Annotated in this window: 34 protein-coding genes; 12 read left to right on the forward strand and 22 right to left on the reverse strand. The window is 28.4% G+C overall.

Going from position 1 to position 23,030, the window contains the following annotated elements; all coding sequences use genetic code 11:
* Positions 1–5 precede the first annotated feature (5 nt).
* The 17 genes from B3M86_RS05890 to B3M86_RS05970 all read right to left on the reverse strand — a co-directional run bounded on the left by B3M86_RS05890 (position 6) and on the right by B3M86_RS05970 (position 10,750).
* Positions 6–497 carry a hypothetical protein gene (locus tag B3M86_RS05890; protein ID WP_291076395.1) on the reverse strand — a complete coding sequence of 164 codons (492 nt, stop codon included), beginning with the start codon at positions 495–497 and terminating at the stop codon, positions 6–8.
* Between the two features lie 191 nt (positions 498–688).
* The gene (locus B3M86_RS05895; protein WP_291076397.1) at positions 689–967 is read right to left on the reverse strand and encodes a hypothetical protein; all 279 of its coding nucleotides are present in this window, start codon (positions 965–967) and stop codon (positions 689–691) included.
* Positions 957–1,667: a hypothetical protein gene (locus B3M86_RS05900; protein WP_291076399.1), complete on the reverse strand. Its 711-nt coding sequence runs from the start codon at positions 1,665–1,667 to the stop codon at positions 957–959. The genes B3M86_RS05895 and B3M86_RS05900 overlap by 11 nt, the downstream gene beginning before the upstream one ends.
* Entirely contained in the window at positions 1,651–2,649 is a 999-nt protein-coding gene (locus B3M86_RS05905; protein ID WP_291078990.1) for a DUF4373 domain-containing protein, read from the reverse strand. Before B3M86_RS05905 ends, B3M86_RS05900 begins: the two co-directional genes overlap by 17 nt.
* A gap of 4 nt (positions 2,650–2,653) precedes the next feature.
* Positions 2,654–2,872: a hypothetical protein gene (locus tag B3M86_RS05910; RefSeq protein ID WP_291076403.1), complete on the reverse strand. Its 219-nt coding sequence runs from the start codon at positions 2,870–2,872 to the stop codon at positions 2,654–2,656.
* A gap of 116 nt (positions 2,873–2,988) precedes the next feature.
* Positions 2,989–3,453: a hypothetical protein gene (locus B3M86_RS05915; protein WP_291076405.1), complete on the reverse strand. Its 465-nt coding sequence runs from the start codon at positions 3,451–3,453 to the stop codon at positions 2,989–2,991.
* Complete coding sequence (locus B3M86_RS05920) at positions 3,453–4,481, reverse strand: nucleoid-associated protein (RefSeq protein WP_291076407.1); 1,029 nt, start codon at positions 4,479–4,481, stop codon at positions 3,453–3,455. Before B3M86_RS05920 ends, B3M86_RS05915 begins: the two co-directional genes overlap by 1 nt.
* Before the next feature lie 7 nt (positions 4,482–4,488).
* Positions 4,489–4,881 carry a hypothetical protein gene (locus tag B3M86_RS05925; RefSeq protein WP_291076409.1) on the reverse strand — a complete coding sequence of 131 codons (393 nt, stop codon included), beginning with the start codon at positions 4,879–4,881 and terminating at the stop codon, positions 4,489–4,491.
* A 2-nt stretch (positions 4,882–4,883) separates the two neighbouring features.
* On the reverse strand, positions 4,884–5,621 hold the full coding sequence (locus tag B3M86_RS05930) for an MBL fold metallo-hydrolase (RefSeq protein ID WP_291076411.1): 738 nt from the start codon (positions 5,619–5,621) through the stop codon (positions 4,884–4,886).
* Positions 5,622–6,653: a recombinase RecT gene (locus tag B3M86_RS05935; protein ID WP_291076413.1), complete on the reverse strand. Its 1,032-nt coding sequence runs from the start codon at positions 6,651–6,653 to the stop codon at positions 5,622–5,624.
* A gap of 16 nt (positions 6,654–6,669) precedes the next feature.
* The gene (locus B3M86_RS05940) at positions 6,670–6,864 is read right to left on the reverse strand and encodes a hypothetical protein (RefSeq protein WP_291076415.1); all 195 of its coding nucleotides are present in this window, start codon (positions 6,862–6,864) and stop codon (positions 6,670–6,672) included.
* A 16-nt stretch (positions 6,865–6,880) separates the two neighbouring features.
* Complete coding sequence (locus tag B3M86_RS05945) at positions 6,881–7,165, reverse strand: helix-turn-helix domain-containing protein (RefSeq protein WP_291076417.1); 285 nt, start codon at positions 7,163–7,165, stop codon at positions 6,881–6,883.
* A gap of 20 nt (positions 7,166–7,185) precedes the next feature.
* Entirely contained in the window at positions 7,186–9,195 is a 2,010-nt protein-coding gene (locus tag B3M86_RS05950) for an ATP-binding protein (protein ID WP_291076419.1), read from the reverse strand.
* Between the two features lie 19 nt (positions 9,196–9,214).
* Complete coding sequence (locus B3M86_RS05955) at positions 9,215–9,649, reverse strand: hypothetical protein (protein ID WP_291076420.1); 435 nt, start codon at positions 9,647–9,649, stop codon at positions 9,215–9,217.
* On the reverse strand, positions 9,646–10,017 hold the full coding sequence (locus tag B3M86_RS05960) for a hypothetical protein (protein WP_291076422.1): 372 nt from the start codon (positions 10,015–10,017) through the stop codon (positions 9,646–9,648). The genes B3M86_RS05955 and B3M86_RS05960 overlap by 4 nt, the downstream gene beginning before the upstream one ends.
* 91 nt (positions 10,018–10,108) lie before the next feature.
* Entirely contained in the window at positions 10,109–10,441 is a 333-nt protein-coding gene (locus tag B3M86_RS05965) for a hypothetical protein (RefSeq protein ID WP_291076423.1), read from the reverse strand.
* A gap of 18 nt (positions 10,442–10,459) precedes the next feature.
* On the reverse strand, positions 10,460–10,750 hold the full coding sequence (locus B3M86_RS05970; RefSeq protein ID WP_291076424.1) for a hypothetical protein: 291 nt from the start codon (positions 10,748–10,750) through the stop codon (positions 10,460–10,462).
* Between the two features lie 105 nt (positions 10,751–10,855).
* Between B3M86_RS05970 and B3M86_RS05975 the strand changes: the two genes are divergently transcribed.
* Positions 10,856–11,095 (forward strand): hypothetical protein, encoded by a 240-nt coding sequence (locus tag B3M86_RS05975; RefSeq protein ID WP_291076426.1) that lies wholly within the window; start codon positions 10,856–10,858, stop codon positions 11,093–11,095.
* A 3-nt stretch (positions 11,096–11,098) separates the two neighbouring features.
* Here B3M86_RS05975 and B3M86_RS05980 read toward each other — a convergent pair whose 3' ends face one another.
* The 3 genes from B3M86_RS05980 to B3M86_RS05990 all read right to left on the reverse strand — a co-directional run bounded on the left by B3M86_RS05980 (position 11,099) and on the right by B3M86_RS05990 (position 12,644).
* Positions 11,099–11,332 (reverse strand): hypothetical protein, encoded by a 234-nt coding sequence (locus B3M86_RS05980; RefSeq protein WP_291076428.1) that lies wholly within the window; start codon positions 11,330–11,332, stop codon positions 11,099–11,101.
* A gap of 769 nt (positions 11,333–12,101) precedes the next feature.
* Positions 12,102–12,350: a response regulator transcription factor gene (locus B3M86_RS05985; protein WP_291076430.1), complete on the reverse strand. Its 249-nt coding sequence runs from the start codon at positions 12,348–12,350 to the stop codon at positions 12,102–12,104.
* Positions 12,351–12,371: 21 nt separating this feature from the next.
* Positions 12,372–12,644, reverse strand: a complete 273-nt coding sequence (locus B3M86_RS05990; protein ID WP_280036393.1) for a hypothetical protein — start codon at positions 12,642–12,644, stop codon at positions 12,372–12,374.
* A gap of 168 nt (positions 12,645–12,812) precedes the next feature.
* Here B3M86_RS05990 and B3M86_RS05995 point away from each other — a divergent pair, with 168 nt between their 5' ends.
* The 10 genes from B3M86_RS05995 (at position 12,813) to B3M86_RS06040 (ending at position 19,353) form a co-directional block, all read left to right on the forward strand.
* Positions 12,813–13,484: a S24 family peptidase gene (locus B3M86_RS05995; protein WP_291076433.1), complete on the forward strand. Its 672-nt coding sequence runs from the start codon at positions 12,813–12,815 to the stop codon at positions 13,482–13,484.
* 72 nt (positions 13,485–13,556) lie between these two features.
* Complete coding sequence (locus B3M86_RS06000; RefSeq protein ID WP_291076435.1) at positions 13,557–13,829, forward strand: hypothetical protein; 273 nt, start codon at positions 13,557–13,559, stop codon at positions 13,827–13,829.
* 16 nt (positions 13,830–13,845) lie between these two features.
* The gene (locus tag B3M86_RS06005; RefSeq protein WP_291076437.1) at positions 13,846–14,586 is read left to right on the forward strand and encodes a hypothetical protein; all 741 of its coding nucleotides are present in this window, start codon (positions 13,846–13,848) and stop codon (positions 14,584–14,586) included.
* A 121-nt stretch (positions 14,587–14,707) separates the two neighbouring features.
* On the forward strand, positions 14,708–15,313 hold the full coding sequence (locus tag B3M86_RS06010; RefSeq protein ID WP_291076439.1) for a hypothetical protein: 606 nt from the start codon (positions 14,708–14,710) through the stop codon (positions 15,311–15,313).
* Positions 15,314–15,340: 27 nt separating this feature from the next.
* On the forward strand, positions 15,341–15,970 hold the full coding sequence (locus tag B3M86_RS06015; RefSeq protein WP_291076441.1) for a hypothetical protein: 630 nt from the start codon (positions 15,341–15,343) through the stop codon (positions 15,968–15,970).
* Between the two features lie 61 nt (positions 15,971–16,031).
* Positions 16,032–16,742 carry a hypothetical protein gene (locus B3M86_RS06020; RefSeq protein ID WP_291076443.1) on the forward strand — a complete coding sequence of 237 codons (711 nt, stop codon included), beginning with the start codon at positions 16,032–16,034 and terminating at the stop codon, positions 16,740–16,742.
* 54 nt (positions 16,743–16,796) lie between these two features.
* Complete coding sequence (locus B3M86_RS06025) at positions 16,797–17,369, forward strand: DUF4468 domain-containing protein (RefSeq protein ID WP_291076445.1); 573 nt, start codon at positions 16,797–16,799, stop codon at positions 17,367–17,369.
* 90 nt (positions 17,370–17,459) lie between these two features.
* Positions 17,460–17,957 (forward strand): hypothetical protein, encoded by a 498-nt coding sequence (locus B3M86_RS06030; RefSeq protein WP_291076447.1) that lies wholly within the window; start codon positions 17,460–17,462, stop codon positions 17,955–17,957.
* A gap of 57 nt (positions 17,958–18,014) precedes the next feature.
* Positions 18,015–18,911, forward strand: a complete 897-nt coding sequence (locus tag B3M86_RS06035; protein ID WP_291076449.1) for a hypothetical protein — start codon at positions 18,015–18,017, stop codon at positions 18,909–18,911.
* Positions 18,898–19,353, forward strand: coding sequence for a hypothetical protein (locus B3M86_RS06040; RefSeq protein ID WP_291076451.1), 456 nt, complete (start codon positions 18,898–18,900; stop codon positions 19,351–19,353). The genes B3M86_RS06035 and B3M86_RS06040 overlap by 14 nt, the downstream gene beginning before the upstream one ends.
* Before the next feature lie 4 nt (positions 19,354–19,357).
* On the opposite strand, the gene B3M86_RS06045 is transcribed toward B3M86_RS06040, so the two are convergent.
* Positions 19,358–20,656, reverse strand: a complete 1,299-nt coding sequence (locus B3M86_RS06045; protein ID WP_291076453.1) for a site-specific integrase — start codon at positions 20,654–20,656, stop codon at positions 19,358–19,360.
* Positions 20,657–20,970: 314 nt separating this feature from the next.
* Complete coding sequence (locus tag B3M86_RS06050) at positions 20,971–21,432, reverse strand: Lrp/AsnC family transcriptional regulator (RefSeq protein ID WP_115001022.1); 462 nt, start codon at positions 21,430–21,432, stop codon at positions 20,971–20,973.
* Positions 21,433–21,760: 328 nt separating this feature from the next.
* On the opposite strand from B3M86_RS06050, the gene metK reads away from it, so the two are divergent.
* On the forward strand, positions 21,761–23,020 hold the full coding sequence (metK, locus tag B3M86_RS06055; RefSeq protein ID WP_219035092.1) for a methionine adenosyltransferase: 1,260 nt from the start codon (positions 21,761–21,763) through the stop codon (positions 23,018–23,020).
* Positions 23,021–23,030 lie beyond the last annotated feature (10 nt).

Raw genomic sequence — 23,030 nt, forward strand, 5'->3', positions numbered from 1 at the left:
TTTTTTTACTCTCCATTTAAAATTCTCCTTGCTTCATTCTCCCTTACTCTTCTTTGTTTTAATTTTGAATAATTTCGAACTTCTGCTATTATTTCTGCACAGGATTTCCCTTGCTGTTTTACTATGAAAATAGGCTTATGTTTTGATCCAATATTAGCTACATAACCAAGTTTAACTACTATGTTTAAGTAGAATTTACAGAATAAAAACTTTTCTTCAACTTTGTAAATTCGAGTTTCAGGATTCTGTTTTATATATTCAAAAATCAACTCCAATTTTTCAGGAAGATCTTTGTTTTTCATTACTTTTTGTTGATTAGATACTTCAACTTTTATCAGCTCGTTTTCTTCCTTAAAAAACGTTTTGTAAAATTCATCTCGCTTTCTTGCAAATTCCTTTACTCCTAAGGAATTAACACATTCAGTTCGGCTGTTAAAACCTAACCTTTTCGACATTTCTATTTGAGCACGCTCTTTAAATTCTCCTGGATAATTCATTTTTTAAAAGTTTAGTTTTAATTGCAAATCTTCACTAACTAATTGATTAGTTTTTACTCTGATTAAATCAAGAAAAACATTATCTGTACACCAATGACCACATTCAAAAACGAGTACTGAAAATCTCTTTTCTTTAAGCTTGAATCTCTGTTTTGAATTCGTATATTGATAAAATTCTCCTATGTAAAAATTCATCTTATCTGCTTTTTTAGGTTCAACAAAATACAATACCACTTCACCCAATCTTCTTTGAGTTCACCTGTGGTAATGCTTCGAATATTATTTGATTTTGTTAGGTAGGATTTAAACGATTTGAAGTAGTTTTCTGAATCTTTAACGATTGTTCCAGATTCAAGTCTAAATCCTTGTTTTGGTCTTTTGTTGTAGAGAGTTTTTATGAGGTCGATTACTAAGTTAATCAATTCCTCATTTGTTTTTTCGGTGAGATCATCAATTTGGTTAAGTTCCATTTTGTATAATTGTTTTATTTAACCAATTACAAACTATTACATTACACACTCTTTGATGAGCCTTTACTTTAAGTGTTTCGTTAAATTCTCGGATGATTTTTTTTGCACTTAACGGATCTTTTTCTTCTGCTAATTTTAACTCTTTTTCATTTTTCAATTTCATTTCTTCTTTTTCAAGGAGTGAATAATACTGAATTTTGTTAGGTTTAAATTGATTTGGGACACTTTTAATCAAAAGATGAGCGTTTATATGTCTGTGAGATTTTCCTTCTCTTATTTCGTTTAAAATCGTTTCCCGATATTCTTGCTCGATTTTTTCTTCGTCAATTTTGTTTTCAATTTGGTGAGAAGCTGGTTTTCGTGAAAGGTTATGCTCTATTGCTTTTTTTTGCTTCCACTTGCAGTATTTACCTAGAATTTCAGCGATAAGCTCCGAATTTACAAGTTGATAATGTTCAGATTTCTGTTCAAACATTCCGTACCTATTCATTTTCAAAGCAATTTGAATTTCTTGAACAGAAATCATCCAAAATCTCATGTAAATCATTTCGGAAATATCATCTAACAACTCTCCTTGTGGCATATTTTCATCTTTGACACCTCTCAACGTAGCATCAGCACAAACAAAACTTTCAATTGCATTTATAACATCGATTTTCCTACATTCTTTGATGATTGGAAATTCATATGTCTGTTTCAAAAGTTCTAGCGGACTCCATTTCGCGTTGTCTTCTACGACTTTCAAGGTAGCTTTCTGTTTTGGTAACATTGACTCTTCCGACAATGATATCATCTGATTCTGACTTTGCATTTCCATTTTGAGTTTTAGTTTGATTTATTTTTTTAAGCTTATCAATCCAATCGTCTTGATCCCATTCGAAAGAAAAATTTTGAAACCTATGAACTTTTTCACCTGTTTGATTTTTGTAATCCATGTAAGCTTTAGTTTGCTTTCTGAATTCCTCAAAATCTTTTTCACGTGCTATCGAAATCATTCTTCCGATTACTTTCATTTGCAACAATTCTGATTTTTGAGAAAAGAACTCACAAACATTTTTGAAGAATTGAGAATCTCTTAATTCAGTCGTGAAACCTTTTGGTAATTCTTTTTCTTTTTTTTCGCAATTTTTTTCTTTTTCTTCTTCGAGGTTTTTAGAAGTTTTAGAATTTGAATTTTCTTCCTCGTTTAAATTTTCAGACACACACCCCAAATCTTTTTTTTGTGTGTTTTTTTTTACTTCTTCGTTAGAAGAAGTTATTACTTTACTTTTATTTACTTTACTTTGTGTACTAAATTCCGAATTAACTAGATTATATTTTGAAATATTGAATTTTCTTTTCGCTGTTAAGCATATTAATTTATATCTTTCTTGTATTCCTTTTGATGATAAAATATTATGTTTATTGTAAAGTTCTTCTGAAAAAAGATGATTCTTTAAACAAAATTTTAAAACTTCATTTACATACTCTTCTTTAGAACCTGTAGCTTCCGAAACAATAAAAGGTAGTTCACTGTCCCATTTGATAAAATATCCTTCTTTATATATTTTACATAGCATGTAAGTGTAAATAGATATTGACTTTGAGCCTAGATATTTAATAAGCTTTCTAATTTTTATATCTTCAAAAAAATCAATATCAAGAGGAAAGTAATCTAGTCCTACTTTTTTTGGTCTAGCCATAACACTAATTTTGTTTAATCAGCTCCTTTAATTTCTCGCAAGCCCTGTTTTTGATTATGATGCGTTCGTTGACGTTACAGCCTGTAAAGATTTCACCAAAACAATGATCGCCTGTTTTAGTTTGGACGATGATGTTAAACTGCATAGGACTTTCGTGATAGTTTACAATTTTATATCCTTTAGCTTGTACTTGTTGTTTTAATTGTTCGATATCTGCTATCATAGTAGTATGTATTTGATTAGTTTAAAATAAAGTGCTACAATAAGCACTGCGATAATTGTTGAAGAAAAAAGAAGCCAAAACAGCTTCTTATCTTCTTTTTCGTATTTAGTCATAGATTAGTAAATTGGTGGCTTTGTTTTTTCGATTGGTTGGTAGTGGGTGATTTCGTTAATATATTTTAATCTACTTAACTCTTGTGGACTTCTTTTTTTTATAACTCCTTCTATATAATTTTTTCCATTATAAAAACAAGTCCTACATTCAATAACTTCTTTCGGCAAATCCTCTTCACTTTCTATACAAATCCAACCATTATTGTTTTCGATTCCATGAAGTGATTTAGGTCTATAACAATCTATATCATGTAAAATATCCATTTGTATGCAATCTAATAGAGTTCCATTATTGTTAGTTATTTCATTATAATGCAACCAACCATTATTGTTTATAGCTGAAAACTTTGCTGAATCTCGCAATTGATTCCAATATTCACCATACGCTTGTTTAATTGCTTTACATTTAGCAATAATATTTTTTGCTTCTTTAACAAATTCTTTAGCTGGAATAATCTTTTTTTTCATCACGCTTCCGAATTAAAATAAACCTTGTAATAAAACATCTTCTTATCATCATCGAAACCTCTTTCAAGATTATCGGTAGCACAATCAGAATTAAGTAAATCAATATTGATTTTTGCTCCTGTATCCAATTTGATCTCTGATTTGATTTTCTTTGCTTGAGTGATTAATACTCCAGGATCAACTTCGAATTCTTTATCAAGCTTTATATCTCTTTGATGCAGATATTGATTGAAATCATTTTTGTACTCTCCTAAAGTTTCGTCAACGATTTCAATGTTTACAAATTCGTGGTTCGACAATAAATCAATTGAATTTGAAAGAAATTCAGCTTGGTCCTTTTTGTTAGTTTTATCTAAAACAACATCAATTGCAAAGTCGTTGATTGTTTCAAGAAACTTTTTTGTTTGCAAAGCTGGATTTGTAACAGGTTTCACTTCTAGGAAATTCTTTGTCCAGAATTCAGATTCAACGTTGTTATCATCGATTGTATAAACTCTAAACCCCTCATCACGATAAACATCCAGAATTAATACTCCTTTATCTAATTTATCAAGCTTATAGCCTTTCAGAACGTTGTAGTCAATAGTTTCTCGTTCATCAAATCTTAAAAATTTTGATTTGTTTTCGAGTTTATATATTCCGATTGCTTTACAAGGAATTCTATCAAATTGAGCATTATTCAATTGTACAGTAAAAACTTCACCACTTTTAATTTGTGGATGCAATGATTGATCGTAAAGCGTTTTTAGAACTTCATTTGAAAAGTCAACAAAATCAATTTCTTCATCGAATGCAGATTTACATAAGTTGTAAACTTTATTGAATTCAAGCTTATCAGTGTAATGACTGAATTGTTTTAATTCAAGATTTTTCTTGAATGGATTAAAAAGAAAAGGGATTAATTGTTCTTCTTTTGATTCGTCAAATTCAGTAGTTTTTGAAGCAAAAATATTCACTTCTTCTCTTACTTTGTGTCCTACTTTTTGTAGGACTAAATGTTCTATATATGCGTTTTTTAATTCTTTCATGATTTTATCATCTAAAATTTAGGTTTTGCATTTCTGCTTTGTTTTTACTTACAATAGTTCTACACCAATCAATTTGATGTGTAACTGTTCGATTTAATCTTTCAGACCAATTGATTAGGTAATTTTCATCTTTGCAAAGACTATCAACATACTTATTTGCTACTGATGCAGATAATTGCGAAATCTTTCGAATCTCATCTATAAAAGTCGAGTTAAGCTTACTGTCTTTGTGATATTTTGAATCAGCTAAAAGCTTTGTAGTTCGTGCGAGATAAGCAATCAAATCATTTCCTCTCTGAACTATTTCATTTACATCTTCGCTTGGAGTTATTTCTGTGAATTCTTGAATTGATTGTAATTCTAATTCAATCTCATCGAGTGAAGCGATTAAATTTTGCATCTCTAAAAAGGATTTTTATTAAACTCTAAAATTTGATTGTTGTTAGCAACGTAGACGATTTTACCAGTTGCTTCTTCGATTACTTTTTTAAATTTTCGCTCATCAGAATTACTATCTGATAAGTGAATAAGTACTATTTTCTGTACTTGCGAAAGGTCATTAGCTAATAATGTTTCTTTACAAGTATTTAGGCTCATGTGAGATTTAAGAATTCTATTTTTCAAAAATTCACTTTGCCAGGAGCTACCAAGTTTTTCTTTGATTATATCTTCACAATAATTTGCTTCAATGATGATATTATTGAGATTAGGAAAAGTATAATCGATGTAAGTGGTGTCGGTTACAAAAAGACACCTTCCTGTTTCTTCGTGGTCGATTAAAAAACCTAAAGGCTCATTGACATCGTGATGAACATTGAAAGGAAGAATCTTAAAATTTCCTATTGTAAAAGCTTGTTTTGATTTGATGATTTTAGCGTTGTGGTGGTTAATGTTTAAATTTTGGAAAGTACCTTGACTACTATAACATTCAATTCCGTTATCTAATGCTTGTTTCAATCCTTTGGCGTGATCTAAATGACAATGTGAAATTATAGCTCCTGAAATTTTACTTAAATCAAAGTTCAAAGCTTCTTTAATCTTGGAAAAATTAAGCCCCAATTCTATGATTAGGGCTTCTTTTTCATTTTCTAGGATGTAGCAATTACCTACTGATCCTGTGCTAAGTATTTTGAGTTGCATTTACGCAAAAGGTGGTTCGGTTGGAAATTGCATTTCGGTTGTATTACTTTCAAAAGCTTGTTCAACAGGGATAGGCTCAACTGAATTTGCATTAATTTCTATTTTCTGAGAAGAAGCTTCTTCAATCAATTTCGCATCTTCAAAATCGATTTGTTGACTATTCGCATTTTGTTCAATTTCATACTTGATATCACCTTCAACATCATTTGATTTTTCAGCTTGAATAACCTGCATCAAGTTTTCATCAATCTTAGCAGAATCAATAGGAATTGAATCATAAGCCGCGCGTTTAAGTGTTTTGAGAACCATTTCATCTCTCCAGCCTTCAACTTCTTCTTTTTCACCAGTTTTTTGACCATCTTTCCAAATATCTTTTTCACCTCCCCAAAATTCTGCAGCTGCATATTTTGGAATACGTTTTTCGATATCGTACATGTTGAATACACGAATACGATTTTTTGTTTCATCTTCATAGATTAGATAATAAAAACCTCCTTTGATTTCTCCACGGTCAAAATCATCTACAACTTCAAAGTCATAAGATTCGACTTTATTTTCACGATTTCTTTTGTACTGCTTGAAAATATCATTTGTGTAGACGACTTCTGTAATTACTTCTTTAGGAATATCAAAGCCATATTTTTTTGCTTTTAGTTCTAATCCTACATAACCGATTGTGAAACTAATGTCATATTTACCAAGTTTATTGTTTTTGTACAAAATAATTGATAAATGGTTTTTTTGACAAGGATCTAAACCTATTGCTGAATAAGCCATGACATTAAAATAAAATTTAGCATCTAAATTCATATTTTGCCATGAGTACTGTAAAGGTTCATATTGCTTTCTTTTATTTTCAGAATCCTTAATGGCTTGATCAATAGCAATAAAATAGTTTTGAGCTAATTTCTTTTGGAACGATGACATTTCAATCGCTCCATTATTACTTGAATATTGTTTTTCAACCGCTAAAGCGAATTTTTCTGCTGGTGTTGGTTGATTGACTTGCGCTACCTGTGTATTTTCTGACATTTTATTTTGTTTTTTTTTACGGGTTAAAAATTTTAATTAATTGATTAACTTTTTCAATAGTTAATTCATATGAATAACATTTAAATCTCTTTGATTCTACCAGAATTAAATTATCTAACATTACAGTAATGGTTGATTCTTGATTTATTTTTTTCTCGTAAACTTTATTTGATGTTTTAATAAATCCTAAATCCTCCAATTCGATTTTCATAATTCTGTTTTTAAGACTAATTAATTTCAGTATTTAACATTGTTTCTATTTCAGCGCGTTTAAAATATACACGCCCTCCAATCTTAATAAAAGGAAGTGTTTTTTCTCTTTGCCATCTAATTAAAGTTGATTTATTGATTTTAAAAATGTTCAATATATCATCACGTGTCAATAATCCTAAATCATTATTAGGTTTAATGCTTTCTAAATGAGAAATAATTTCAGCTATTAAAGTAGTCTTTAGTTCTTCAAACGATTCAAAGCTCATAGTTATCGAATCAGAATCTTTATTGATATCCATTGTATTTAGGGTTTTTGCGATTAATTAAACTTTAAAGTTTCCTGATTAGGATCAACGATCAAACTGATGATTTGACTTTCAGTAGGAATTAATTTGGTTACAGATTCGCGATTGTCCAAAAACACAGGCGCTGTGATTTCATTTGCTTTACAAAGTGTATTGATAATATCTAATCCTGCATTGATTCTTCCTGCAGTATTTGCGGAACCAAAAGGAACTCCATTAACCAACGTAATACAAGTTGGATTTAAACCTCCGTTTACTTGCTCTTCGAATAATTTGAAAGTAACGTATTCAAATTTTTCGTTTACTGATTTTTCAAGACTTTCAGTTTTTACTTTCTTAAATCTTTCAACAACAAATTGTTCTTTTTCAAGACTTGCAATAATCTGAGAAAGTTCTTTTTCTCGATTAGCTAATTCTTTGATACGATTATCAATAGATTCATTTACAGAACTCTTTCCTTTAAGTTCAATTAACTTTTTAATTTCCGATTGTAAAGTTTGTTTTTGCTCTTTCAACTCGGAATTATTAGCCTGCTTAACTTCCTTGATTTTTGATTGAAGAGTTGCAATTTCAATTTTCAGTTTTGACAATTGCGCATCATCATTGATTAATGATTGGTAAACTTCTTCTTCGTTTTTAGGAGTTTGAAGGTTTGAAGTTTCGGTTTGGATTTGATTTTCGATTGAAATGACTTCATCCGTCAATTGATCAATAAATACTTTTTGTTCATCAAGTTTTAATTGATAAGCATTAAGAGTATTATTAAGAACTTCAATCTGGGTTTTAACTTGATTACCATCATTAATTATTGAATTTAATAAAGAAGTTTTATCAGTATTGAATTTAGATACTAATTCTTGTTTTTTAGTTTCAATATCTTTTTCTTCAAAAGGTCGTGAACAACAAGGACAATTAAAATCATTATCATTGAAAACTAATTGTTTCGTATTTTCTTTATTATACCAAGCAATTAAGCCTTGTTTTCTAACTTGTAAAATTTCAATCTGCTTTTGATAATCAACAATTGATGATTTTAATTTAATTCTATTATCAGCGTAATCATCACGTTCACTCTCCTTTAATCTTAACCTCGATTTCAAAGCATCAACACTCGATGTATCAACAAAACACTCTTGTTTAGCTTGATTTCTCAAACGAATCTCAATCTCTGATTTTTGAGAATTAAGTTTTTGAATCTCTTGCTGGACCTTTGTATTTGCATCAACAATATTTTGAACGGATTTAGAAGCATTTTCAAGTTCAGAATCTATATCAGAAATCTTAGTTTCTTTCTCCTGGATATCCGAATCAATTTTTGCAAAATCAACATCTTCAATTTTAGAGTTTTTAAGTTCATCAATTCGAGCAGGAGTATCTTCTTTTTCTTGTTTCGACTTTTTAATTGATGCTTTAAGTTGAGTGTCATACTCATCTAACGTTTTGTTAGTTAACTTAAACGATAACTCTTTAAAATCTGCATCAGAATTAAATAATTCCTCGTCCGAAACTTCACCAGCAATTGAAACTAAAACTTCGCGTTTCTTCTTCCAATCTAACGCTTCAAAAGCGCTTGGATTTGTGATTAACTTGAATAAACTTTCCTCAGAAATCTCAGCGACTTTTGCATTAAATTCTTTTAAGGAAACAGGCACTTGATTAAAGATTAATTCAGTTTCGTGACCTTTGAAAGTTTTCTCCTCTGCTCCTTTTACTTTTTGCCACTTCTCTTTGTAGATTCGTGATAAAGTAACTTCTTCATTATTGATTAATAAAGTAGCGTGAACCTCTACATCAATCTGCTTTTGAACTTGATTATTTTCATCAAGTGGTTTAACCTCGTAATCCTTACGATCGTTAGCATCTTTTCCAAAAAGCAACCACAAAAAAGCATCAAATAAAGTTGATTTTCCAGCTCCATTTTTACCATAAATGAAGTTCTCTTTTTCGTTAAAATCGTCAAATTTGGCATGACGAAAGCTTTTGAAGTTCTTCAACTCCAGCGATTTTAATACAATATTTTTCATGTAAATGTTTGGGTATTTGTTAGATGTGTGAAAGTTTTAATTCGCGTTTTAAAGAATTCCTAACAGCGTCTTTAACGCTTAATCTGCGTACAGGTTTGTTTTGAAGTTTTGCTTTTTCTAAGACTTTTTGAGCGATAGTTAACTGCTCTTTATTTTCAGAATAATTTAAGAAAGTACTTTCTTTGAATTTTTCTTTTTCTTCCTGCTTCTTTAAGTTCGGTTTTGTGTTTGGTCGACCTGGTGAAGCTTTAATTTTAGGTTTTATAAGTGGTTGAATAGGAATTTTGAAATCAGCAACAATTGCAAAATAATAATCTTTGAAAGGTGTTTTATTTTTCAATCGAATCATTAAAGATTTATATGTAATTCCAAATCTTCTCTTTAATTCAGCTTTATTTTCTGTTTCAAAAACAAGCTTATTATTTCTGTCATAGACATAAATCATTTCATTCATAGTGAATAAATTTTGATAGTTTGCATTTCAGTATATTTCCGTGGCATAACAGCTTTTGCAATTTGAAGTATTTTAGCTGTTGTAAAATCGTTGAATTGATATTCGATGTTATAATCATACAATTCTATACTATGAAGCGATTCTAACTCGGTATAACGATAATTAGGGAAACGTTCGTCAATTGCATTCTCGTTGTAATTGAAATTCAATCCTAAAGTAAGATTATGACCTTTGTAATTTGGATCAGTACATTTTAACTCAAAAGCTAATTTCATTTCACCATCAACAATTCTAAAACAATCTGGCTTCATCTGCATAAAATCAAATTCAATTTCTGCAAGTTGAGGGATGTATATTTTTCTTTTCATTAAAAAACTATTTTAATTACGAAAAAACCAACTACAATAAGTGCTGCAAGACAAATCATTGTATTTAAATCTTGCACTAATTTTTGCTCGTTCATAAAGTCTTATCAATTACAATTAAACCATTCTTATTTTCATACAAATCAATCGCTTCATCTAAAAAGCCATCGTTATACATATCAATCAGATATTGCTCTTTTAAAAGAGAATCTGTGCATTGGTGATACCTTTTTAAATGATCGCTCAATGATAATTTTCGACCTTCTTGAAGTCTAAAGTCAAACACTATAACTTTGTTATTTGCGTTGACTTTTACCATTCCTACCAGAATTTTAGTTTCTTCTGGTTCAGTTGTTTTTTCAACTACTTTTTTTCGTTGGAAAAATCTTCGTAGTTTTGCTACATAATGTTCGAGAAACTTTTTCATACATTATAAATTTTGAAACTAAGCTTCAGGTGCAACTGGAGCTTTTTTTATGTTTAAAAAATCAAGCGGATAAATTCCGTGAAGAGATAAGAAGTCAACAACATCAGAAGTTTTAAAGAGTTGTTTTGTTCTTTTGTTTTTAGGAATTTTAATAATATCAATTTTAGCCTTGCTAATTCTTCTGTCTTGATTACTAGAAGCTTTAACATAATAGTTTTCAAATGTTCTAAAGTCCATTTTAAAAACTTTTGGAAAGTCACTTCTCTCCAAATACTTCTTCTTTTGAAGGTAATTTTCTACTTCACTCATTTGGATTAGTTTTTTGGATTAGTTCCTGTCAACGGCTCGAACGTTGATGCTTGCCAATCAGGAATTTGTATATATTTGTAGTTCCAACAATAAAATATATACGTTATGAATGTTTTTAAGATTAATGACAAAGTCAGATACAATAAAACAAACTTTATTATCAGTGCTTTCTTAGATGATAAAAATGAAAGAAGTTTTATTCAAGTAGATCATAAATGGGTATTGTTATATCATCCTAAATTCTCTACGCAAATTATTGTATCAATTCATTTAATTGAAAAGAAGAAAGAAAACACTTCTTCATCTCTCGGTCCGGATGAAATTCTAGATAGTGTATTTTCTTAGTAATTAAACCTCTTCGGAGGTTTTTTTGTTTTCTAAAGCGTCAATCATTTCATTGATTGGCACATATTTATTAAGCTCTTTTTTTAATACTTTTTTAAAATACCAGAGCATCGCTTTATTTTCTGACTCAGAAAGTGCATCTTCGTTTTCTAGTAGTTTGTATAAATTGAGTTGATTTTTAATCCTTTCATCATCAAGAAATAAAAATCTATTAATTCTTCTAATTAATTTTTTCATAGTTATAAGGTTATTTATTATCTAACTAATGAATAGTTTGTTATGCTAAAGGATTATAAAAAACTTAAAGCAACTTACCAGATAGTTAGATTAAAATTTGTGAATAGAAATTTATAAAAGTTGTAAAAAACATTGATTAACAACATTATCATGACTAAAGTTAATATAGTCATAGACGATATAACAACGGTTTTTGTTATTAAATCTATCCAACGTTCGTAAAATGGCTCTTTTCTCATAAGCTATTTGATTTGTTTTAGCCATCTTACCAAGTTTCGAACTTGTTTAACTTCCAAATAAGAGTAAGATGTTTAACAGGTATTAAATACCGCGCCTTATCGCGGTTTGATAAATCATAATAATTCGGATGCTTCAAAGGTTACCCCCTCGCTCTTAGCTGTTTCTTTAGTAATTCATACAATTACAGCTCGCAGACTCACCTAACTTGATATAGTTAGCAATGACTATTATATTTATCCCAATGATGTCAAAGAACAACTCAAAAAATTGTGTTATTTGAAGTTTCATTTTCTCGATTTCATTTTAAGATTATATTGTACTTTCTTTTATTCTCGACCCCGCTAAGAGAAGGATACGCGTCTTATTGTACGCGCTTATAGAACACTTTTCAATGCGCTGTAAGAACTTACTGACAATCCCGCCAATAGAAGGATAAAAAGATGTAACTCTTTTATCTTTTTTTATTAATCTCGATTTTGAAAAGAACGCTTCGTTTATATTTTAAAGTCCGTAGACTAAGATCTTCTGCTTATGCTAGAAATGTTTGCTGATTTGGATTTAAACTCACCTTCTCAAACTCTTTTGAAATAAGTAGTTGGTAATAGTAAGCTGCTAGAGCATTTAATCGTCTTGCGATTCCTGTCTTATCGTAAATCACTTGGATTTGCTTAGTAATTGTATGTTCACTTCTGCAAACCTTATCAGCAATTTCTTTTACTGAATTACCACTCGCAATCATTTGAGTGATTAGTTTTTCTCTTTCTGTTAATTGTTCCATTTTTCGGGTATTTAGGGTATATTATGATTGATTAATCTTAGGCTTTTCCTTTTTGATAGGATCGGACCAAATATTTTGTGTCACACCATGTTTTTTGAAGATTCTTTCGATAGTTGCCATATCTGATGGACTCATAGGTCTTTCTCCTCTCATCTTAGAGTAATAAGTGCTATCACTTTTCATAGCTAAAAACATCATTACCTCTTTTTTAAAAGATTGGAAAGAATCTCTTTTTAATTGACCTACTCCATTTGAGAAACTTTTGTATTTTTTAAGTTTTAAACTGGCTTCCATATCTGAACTATCTTATATAATTGGTATATTTTTACTACTTTTACTAATTATACCTTGTGTAACTTTGTGCACAGTGGTATTTTGTTTTACAAATATATAAACACTATTCTAATTATCAAACAATATTCTATATATTTTAGAATATTGTTATGTTAAAATTTTTAACATATGTATAGAAAACCTATAAATAGAGTAAAAGAAGTAATTGATTACTACAAATTTAATATCAGCAATTTCGAAAAAGAAGTTGGATTATCGAATAATTCTATCCAAACAGCTATTAAACGAGAGTCTAATTTAAAAGACGAAACATTAAACAGTATTCTAAATAGATTTAGCGAAATTTCGGCTGAATGGCTTTTAACAGGTAATGGGCAAATGATTAAATCTGATTCAGATAATTACAAAATAATAACTTCGTCAACTGATGGTGTTCCTTATTATGAAAATATTGAAGTATCTGGAGGTGCGTTACCAATGTATTCGGATTATAAAGAAACTCCTACATTTTATATTAATTACGAGCATTTTAATGATTGTACAGCTTACCTTCCTGTTGTCGGGGATAGTATGTATCCGAGTTATTGCTCTGGAGAAATAGTTGCGGTTAAAGAGATTTTAAACAAAGATGTTATTCAATGGGGAGAAACTTATTTTGTTGCGACAAATGGAAATGCTAACGATTTAAAAACTATTAAGCAAGTACATTACCATGAAGATGAATCAAAAATTATTTTACGCGCTTCAAATCCAAACTTTAAAGGTGATATTGTAATTAATAAAGAAGATATACTTCATATGTTTATCGTTAAAGGAAAAATTAAAAGAAATCAATTATAACTACGGAAAACCGTAATTTTCAATAAAATAATTACATTACGTTTGATGAAATTAAATTAAAATTATAATTCTATGAAGAAATTAACTGAGCAACAACAAAATGAAATCTTAAAAATAGAAAAACAAACTACAAAAGCTTCTACTACAATATTAGCCTTATTATTATCTATTGGTATTTTAATGGTAACATATTCTTTCACGAATGAAATAGGGTTTGATTCAGTATTATTTTGCACAGGTGTTACGCTTTGCCTTATAGGTTATTTAAGTAAGTTATTACTATCAATTCTATCCGAAATTTCAACTACTTTAAAAATTCAAACATTCGGAAAAGAGGATATTTAAGTAAAAAATTAAATCAATGAATAAACTTTTATCTATTTTATTTCTCTTATTTATGTTCATTAGCTGTGATCCTAAGGTTGTAAACGATGGAAGAATTGCGTATAAAGAATATTTAAATAAAAATTTAAAAGATCCTGCATCATTAAAGATATATAATGAATCTTACAATTTACCTGATGGTGAAAATGGGATAGTTTCAGAATTCACTATTGACTATGGCGCTACTAATAGCTATGGTGCAATGGTTAGAGATAAAATCACTTTTAAAATAGTTGCTGGTAAAATAGATGAAGTAAATGGAAAATATTATTTTGAAAACACTGATTTTATAAATAATAAATCATCATATAATAATCAAATTAACATGACTCCATCTGTTGATATTAACAAAGAAAATAGTAATGTAAATAAAGCTAATGAAGTTAATAAAGAAGATAAATTATTTGGTGAATGGGTGATTAAGCAAAAATATAATTCAAATAAAGAAGCTTATCAATACTATAATTTATTCAATAGCGACAAATCGTCTCTATCTTTTTTAGGAGACAATTACATTAGTTTATCTGATTATAAAAAAAATAGCCATGTAAGTTTTTTCGGAAAATACATTATAAAAGATTCTATTTACTACTTGAGTAAAGAAAAAAATGTAGACGGCTATATTGAAGTTTTAAACTATAAAGAAAATGAAGCTGAAATAATTTTCAATTTAAATGGATTAACCAATAAATATATTATAGTTAGAAGTTCCAATTGATTTTATTGAAAAATTCTTTCAGGTAGTTGCTTGGGGACAATTTGAAAAATTAGCTATGTAATACGGGAACACGTAAAAATAAAATAACTATTATAAATAAATTGCAAAATAAATTAAGACTATGAATAAAATTTTACTAATAACATTTATTTCAGTAAGCTTTTTTTCTTGTAAATCTGAAATTGAAAAAAGAGATGAAATTATTTTAAATAAATCTAAAGAACATATTAATCATGAACTTAATAATTCAATAGGAAAAGATTTAAAATCTATCGATAGCATATCTATCATTTCTGTTGACACGTTAACAATGAAAGATGAATATGATTTAACATTTCAAAGTTTGAATCCTTTAGCGAATTATTTAAGTGAGATGTTAAATATTCAAATGGATAATGCTAAAAAGAAAACTGAATTAGCGAAACTTGGAAGTGAACTTTATGGCGGCACATTAACGGAAATAGAAATTAAATCAGCAAAAGAAGCTTCAGATAAAGCTAAAACTTACTTAGACTCTTTGCAAAATTTAGTTAAAGAAGGAATAAGACTACAAGATTTAACTAAAAAAGCAGACTCTATTAAGCCTACAAGCTTCAAAGCGTTAATAAAAATATCCGTAACTAAATCGAATGGTATTTATGATGTTGATACAGCTCAACTGTTTTTTAATAAAAATCTACAATTAATAGATTTTAAAACTATTAAATCAAATTACACAAAATATTAAAAGGAATCAATTATAATTTATACACCAATGAACACTATATTAATATTACTAGGAATAATATTCGGCTGCGGTTTACTTGGTGCGATACTTCAAATTACTTTCGGTGATAAAAGACAAACTAATATACCTTCTAATGTTTCATTTAAAAGTAATCAAAACGATTATAGTGTTTTAAATGAAAATTTCAAACCAACTTCAAAGCAAGACGCAATTAATCGAATTAACTATTTAAAAACTGAACAAAAAGAGCTTAAATCCGCATTAGATAGGCACGAGAAGATTATCCAGGAAAGTTTAAATATATTGTATAGTTCAAAAAATATAGACGTTATTAAAAGAAGATTTGACACTATTTATGAAAACCATACATATATTAAAATGTATCGAGATCAAGGATATGATATTAAATTTGATTTAGACTTTATTAATAAACTATGTATTGAGTACAATAAATTGATTTTAGATTTAGCAAAATTTAAAATCGATGAATATGAAATAAAATATAAATCTCTTAAATCAGAAAAAGCAAAAGATAATCAAACGAAAAAGATTTATGAGTTAATAGATGAAATAAAGCATTCATTTAAAAATCCTACACAAGAACATCATAACGAAATTAAGCTTCTTAAAAACAAAATCGAAGACATTTACTCTTAATTACGGTATTCCGTAATTTTATACAACATAAAACACATATATTTAGAAAAATTTATACATTATGAAGAAACTTTTATTTTTAGCAACTTTAATAACTTCAACTTTTACGTTTGCTCAAGACGATATTAGCGAGTTAACTTATAAAAACACACAAGATATTAATTATTTCAACACTGTTAAAAATGGTACTCAGGTAAATAAATATATTACTGTTAGTGATAATAGCGTTTCTGTTGGTGATACTTTAATTTTAGGTACACCTACTTCGGCAGAAACAGCTACAAGAACATATGCTGGCGGTTATGGTAACGGTGTAAGAGTAGGAGTTGCACAATCAAGAAGTACTTCAAAGAAAACTTATGAATTTGTGAAAATGGGTAGACCTGCAGGTTTTACTAGCGTAATGGCAACTATGAATGGTGATGCGCAATATATGGCTGATAATTCATTAAAAAATACAACGGTTATTGTTCAAGAAATAAAAACTTACCACAGAGGAAGTAAAAAGAAACCTTTGTATGTTGTTATGGTTTTAGGAGAAATAAATGGTAGAGCTTTTGGAGCAAACAAATATCTTAGTGTAATGGATACTGAATTAGCAATCGAATCTGGAGAAATTCTTTTAAAAAATATGAAAATGACTAGAGAAGAAGCAATTGAGAAATTGAAAGAAGCTAAAGAGTTAATGGAAATTGACATGATGTCAAAGGATGAATTTGAAGAATTGAAAAAAGAATTAGCTCCACTTATTACCAATAAAAAAGAAGATTAATACATAATATAAAAAGCCGTTCATTCGGCTTTTTTTTAAAACTATATTTTTATAATGAAAAAACTTTTACTCACAACAACTTTACTTTTATCAATCTTTTCATTCGCTCAAACTGAGTTCAATTACACTCCAGAAGGCTTAACTCCAAAATATTTAGTTGTTGTAACTCCTAATAAATCTCAATCAGAAATTTATCAAAACGCTTTAGGATGGGTTAAAGAAACTTTTAAAAATGCAGATGCAGTAATTCAATCTACAATTGAAAATAATAAAATTAGATTTGAAGGAATTACTCCAAATGGTGTTTGCGTGAATAGAATAGGATTAACTGACTGTACAGATGTAAAATACTTAGTTGATTTAGAATTTAAAGATAATAAGTATCGTTTCGAAGTAATTCAGATGGCTTTTTATGTAAAACCTAACCAATATTTAAGCAGTAATTTAACAGGCTGGAGAAAAGTAGATTTAATAGATGGTAGCGCTTACTATAATAAAAAAGGAGAATTAAGAAATAAAAATAATTCTTATTTACCTGATTTAATGAGTAATTTAAATAGATTAAATTCAGATTTAAAATCTTACATCGAATCAGGATCGAGCAATAAATTGAATGCTGATTGGTAGGAATAAAAGGAATCAGTTGCAATAACGGCTTCCCGTAAAAAAAACAAACACTTTTAATTAATACTATTGCGACCATTAATTAACACACTAATGAAAACACTTATATTAAGCTCAATACCTATATTAATAGCAATTATTGCTTGGTTTGCTGCGCTATATCAAGTAAAATCAAATATTATATCTAATGCTAGAATAAATTGGACAAACAATTTAAGAGATCTTGTAAGTGAATATATAGTCACTTCAAAAACAACTGTATTGCTAGTAAATAATATTAAAAATAAAGTACTTAATTTAGGAGAGGATCATATTAATAAAATTATTGAAAATAACTACAGTATATATTTAAATGAATCAAATAAAACTGAAATTATTGGAAATAAAATTCTATTACTTTTAAATCCTAAATATCCTGATCATAAAATTATCATAAATTCCATAAATGAAGTTTATAAATATTTGGAATTTGAAGATATAAATAATTTAGATAAAAATATAATTGAACCGTTTTTACAAGATATTATTGAAGCTTCACAGCGTATTATTGACAATGAATGGCAAAAATCTAAAACGTTGTTTAAGATTTAAAGTAAAAAAACTGAATTTCATAAATAGTAAATTAAGTAAGAAACCCTATAAACACCCATGAAAGTAAATTTTAGAGCTTGCAACATTAAAAAAGAATTATTTTTTGGACAAGATTTAGACAATCTTATTTCTAACCTAGATGTTGTATTAAGAGGTAAATCTCTTAAAAACAAATGCCTTCAAATAAGTGAAGACCCTAATGAATTTGATGTAATAAATGACTTCTATTCAGAAGTAGGAGTAATAAAAGGCTCAATTATGAGATTAACATCTCAGAATAAAATTTTAAAATTTGACGATCAGATATTTGAACTAGAAAAAATAACAACATCTGAAATTAGTGTTCATGAATTTTCTAATAATTTATTAGTAAAAGATATTTATTATTTTTTAATAACCGACAAATATGCTATTGTAACAATTGATAAAGGAAGCTCATTAATGAAGTTTCAAAATTATATTAACTGGCTTTTAAAAGAGTGTTCAACAACAAAATATTTTATCAATGATAGAATTATCTGTCAAGAAAACCTTGATTTATCAATGAATGACGTAAAGAAGATAAGATTTATTGATCCTGAATTATCGAATGAATTTAGCGATGGAATAGACAAGAATCTTATTGATTCAGCAAAAAAGAAATTTATAAAACTATTTGATGACACAATTGACATTAATAGACTAAAACTAGAACACTATTTTGATATAAATCTAAGCTTAACACCTCATAAAGAATCATCAAACATTGCATCATTAAGTTCAATTTTCAAAGTTATTACAAATAGTGATAATGTTGAAATTATAACAAAAGATGGAAAAAAAATTAACGGTAGTAAACTAAAAGAAGAAACAGTTTTAGATATTATTGGAGAAAATGGAAATTTAGATGAAAATTCTGTATTTTTGGAATTCGACAATATACTTCAATCAATAATTGAAAATGAAAATAACTAAGGTATATATTGCGCTTATAATTTCAGCCCTATTATCGCTTTCGCAAATAAATATAATTGTGAGTGATTACTTTATGAATGCTATTTTTACTGTAATGGGTATTATGTTTTCAATCGGAATGGGTTTAATTGTTACGTTTAACCTTAGTTCTATAAAAAATAAAACTGTTTTAAAAGTAATCAGAGAGAATATTAAAAAATTACAAACATCTTTTATCACCCTTTTCTCTGTTTCTGCTTTAATTTATATTATAGAATATTTTTTTAGAGATCAAAATACAAATATTAATACCTTTAAACTTTTATCTGTAAAAGAAGTAGATGTGAATTTCAACCTTAGTTTGTTTGCTTTATGTTTTCTATCGTTCTCAATCATTTTTTTTATTGTTAATTTTACACAACTCCAAAAATTAAATAATGATATTTTAGATCAAACTTTATAAAGAATTATCTAATTTCTCCAAAAACAGCTTCAATAACTTTCAAATGTTCCGCATCTTGAATTTCGTAAGGAGTAGCACCTTGATAACCCATCGAAATAGAGTTGTTTGAGTGGCCCATTATATTTTCAATGATCATTGTATTAATCATAAGATTCCCAGCTATAGTTCTGAAAGTGTAACGCATAGTTTTACTTCTTAATTTATTACTACTAAAAGAAAAATTGTCTTCAATAGATTTATATACCTTATCGTAATATTGCCTTTGCGCTTTATATCTTTCGTATGATTCTGTTGGATCTCGCAAAAATGAAAATATTCTCTCATTTTCCTTTGTTCCAATTTTCTCTACAATTTCTAAAGCTAAAGGATGTAACATATTATCGATTGTTTTTCCGCCAAACTTGTGTCTTACATTTTTTGCACGTTTAAAAACTAAACGATTATTAACAATGCTTGACCATTTTAAAGATGCAATATCTATTAAATCATGTCCACCAATTAAAAATTGAAACTTATGTATTTCTCTTGCAAGCTCCGCGCTTGGTCTAACAGGATATTTTTTAGAATTAACAAATATTAAATCAGAATTAAAATAAGCCTTTAATTCTTCTAATGAATAATCTTTATTTGTTCTTTCCGAAATTGACTTAATATCTATTAAAGAAAAAGGATTTTTATCTTTCACAAACAAATGCTCGTGCTTTTTCGCTTCGTTATATATATGATTATACTTTTCAAAGTAAGTGTTTATTGTCGCATTAGAAAGCTTTTTATTTTTTGAACTCACAGACTCTACTCCTCTTAAATATAGATCAAGATTATTCACAAAATCATAATCAATATTATTAATAGGAATATCTAAATCAGGTAGAATAAATTTTTTTAAGTGGTTTATTGCAGTTTGAAATATTTCAATTTTCTCGTTTCGTTTCAATTTTTGATTTAAAAATTTTTCAGCAAATTGTATAAAACCAATTGAAGGTCTTTTCTTTTTTAGCTCTGCTAATTTAGACTCAAGAATTTTTATTTCTAAATCAATATCATTATCTGGAATACCATTTTTTAAAACATCCATACAAGAATCAAAATCTAAATTATTCCTTCTGCAGTAAATTAATCTTTCATCAATATCATATTGTAATTTTCTAATTTCAGAATCAATCACCAAATCTTTTTCAAGCTGATACTTTTTAGTAAGAATGTATTTATTCTGTTTTTCCTCCTGATTGTAAACTCTTATTTTAATTGGATATCCTTTGTTTGTAATTCTTCTTGTATCAACAATAATAATAGCTGTAATCATATTTCGGGGTTTAAAAATGCTTTTGTGCAAATATTCAAAAATTTGCACAAACTATTGTTATTCTCAACACTTTTTATCAATTTACATCACACAACGACAAGTTTTAACAAATAAAGAAACCCTTTGAATACAAAGGGTTTGAATATGAAATTTATGTATATTTATTGATGTCAATAAGTTAAAAAAAATAGTATGATTTTACACACACCAAAAACAACCAGCTCCTAAAACTGCTATTTCCTTGCTCATGTCTTCTCTATTTTTACTTATTCAATCAAAAAAAATTCTAATTTATCAGAACCATTCTTATATTTTTATACCAATTGGAAAGCGGTATCATCTTTTACATCACCAATAACAAAAGTACTGTGAGTACTACCAATTACCTTTATTGTTGTTAGTTTATTTACCATAAAATCTCTGTATTCGTCCATATTTTCGAAAGACATTTTGATAATGTAATCGTAATCACCACTTACATGATAACTCGCCTGAACTTCTTTTAAATTCACAATTTCGTTTTCGAAAATCTTGATGTTATCAGCAGAATGTTGTTGTAACTTAATATGGCTAAATACCAAAAGCTCTCTGTTAATTAATCTTCTATTTACAAGCGCAACATATTTAGAAATAATTCCTGACTTTTCTAATTTCTTGATTCTTTCATGAATTGCGGTTGACGATAAATTTAACTTATCAGATAATTCTTTATAGGTAATTTTACTGTTTTCTTGTAGATACATTAGCAGCTGTTGATCGAGAGTGTCAAATTTCATTTCAATTAATTTTTTTCTAAAGTAACAACATTATTTTGAATAATTATCTATATAGATTAAAAAAATTACTCATTTACAGAAAATATATTTATAATTTATTAAAACACACCGTTTTTTGTTCTATTCTAAAAAAGATAAAAAGTTAAACTCTATAATTTTTATATACTAATAAATGTTAAATATCTTTCATTATTCATATTATTCATTGTATATTTGAGCTCGAAAAATCGAGAGGAAAGATTTGACTGATTGCAACCTCATAAAACAATTGCTAAAACAGGACTTCAGTTTTCTCCTTCCCTCTATCATTTTAAAAAAAAGTATAGAAATGTCATATTTATTTACGTCAGAATCAGTTTCTGAGGGGCATCCAGATAAAATTGCCGATCAAATTTCTGATTCAATTCTTGACCACTTTTTAGCATTTGATGCAAAAAGTAAAGTAGCTTGTGAAACTTTAGTAACGACTGGACAAGTTGTTTTAGCAGGTGAAGTAAAATCTAATTCTTACATTGATTTACAACGTGTAGCAAGAGAAACAATTGCTGAAATTGGTTACACGAAAAGTGAATATATGTTCGATGCAAATTCTTGTGGAATTTTATCTGCAATTCACGAACAATCTCCAGATATTAACCAAGGTGTAGACAGACAATCTGACGAAGAGCAAGGTGCTGGTGACCAAGGAATGATGTTTGGTTATGCTACAAGCGAAACTGAAAACTATATGCCTTTGGCGTTAGATTTATCGCACAGATTATTGAAAGAATTAGCGCATATCCGTAAATACGAAAAAGATTTGTTACCATATTTACGTCCTGATGCTAAATCTCAAGTAACAATTGAATATGATAATGACAACAAACCTGTTCGTATCGATACTATTGTAATTTCTACTCAACATGATGACTTCGCAAACGAAGAAGCAATGAGAGATAAAATTACAAATGACTTAGTAAGTATTTTAATTCCACGTGTAAAAGCGCAATTACCTGTTCATTTACGCGATTTATTTACAGATAGTATTACTTATCATATCAATCCTACAGGGAAATTCGTTATTGGAGGACCTCACGGAGATACAGGTTTGACTGGTCGTAAAATTATTGTAGATACTTATGGTGGTAAAGGTGCTCACGGTGGTGGTGCTTTCTCAGGAAAAGATCCATCAAAAGTTGACCGTTCTGCTGCTTATGCTGCGCGTCATATTGCTAAAAACTTGGTTGCAGCTGGTGTTGCTGACGAAGTTTTAGTACAAGTTTCTTATGCAATTGGTGTTGCTGCTCCAGTTTCTTTATTAGTAAATACTTTCGGAACTCAAAAAGTTGAGTTAACTGAAGGAGAAATTTCTACAAAAGTTTCTGAAATCTTTGATATGAAGCCTTTCGCTATCGAACAAAGATTAAAATTAAGAAACCCAATTTACAAAGAAACTGCATCTTACGGACACTTAGGTAGAGAACCAAAAATAGTTTCAAAACGCTTTGAATCTGCTAATGGACAGGATGTTGTTGAAGTTGAAGTTGAATTATTCACTTGGGAAAAATTAGACTTCGTAGATCAAATTAAAACAGCTTTCGGATCATAATCTGAAATTT

The organism is Empedobacter sp. UBA6305 (genome assembly GCF_002440405.1).
GTDB classification, from domain to species: domain Bacteria; phylum Bacteroidota; class Bacteroidia; order Flavobacteriales; family Weeksellaceae; genus Empedobacter; species Empedobacter falsenii_B.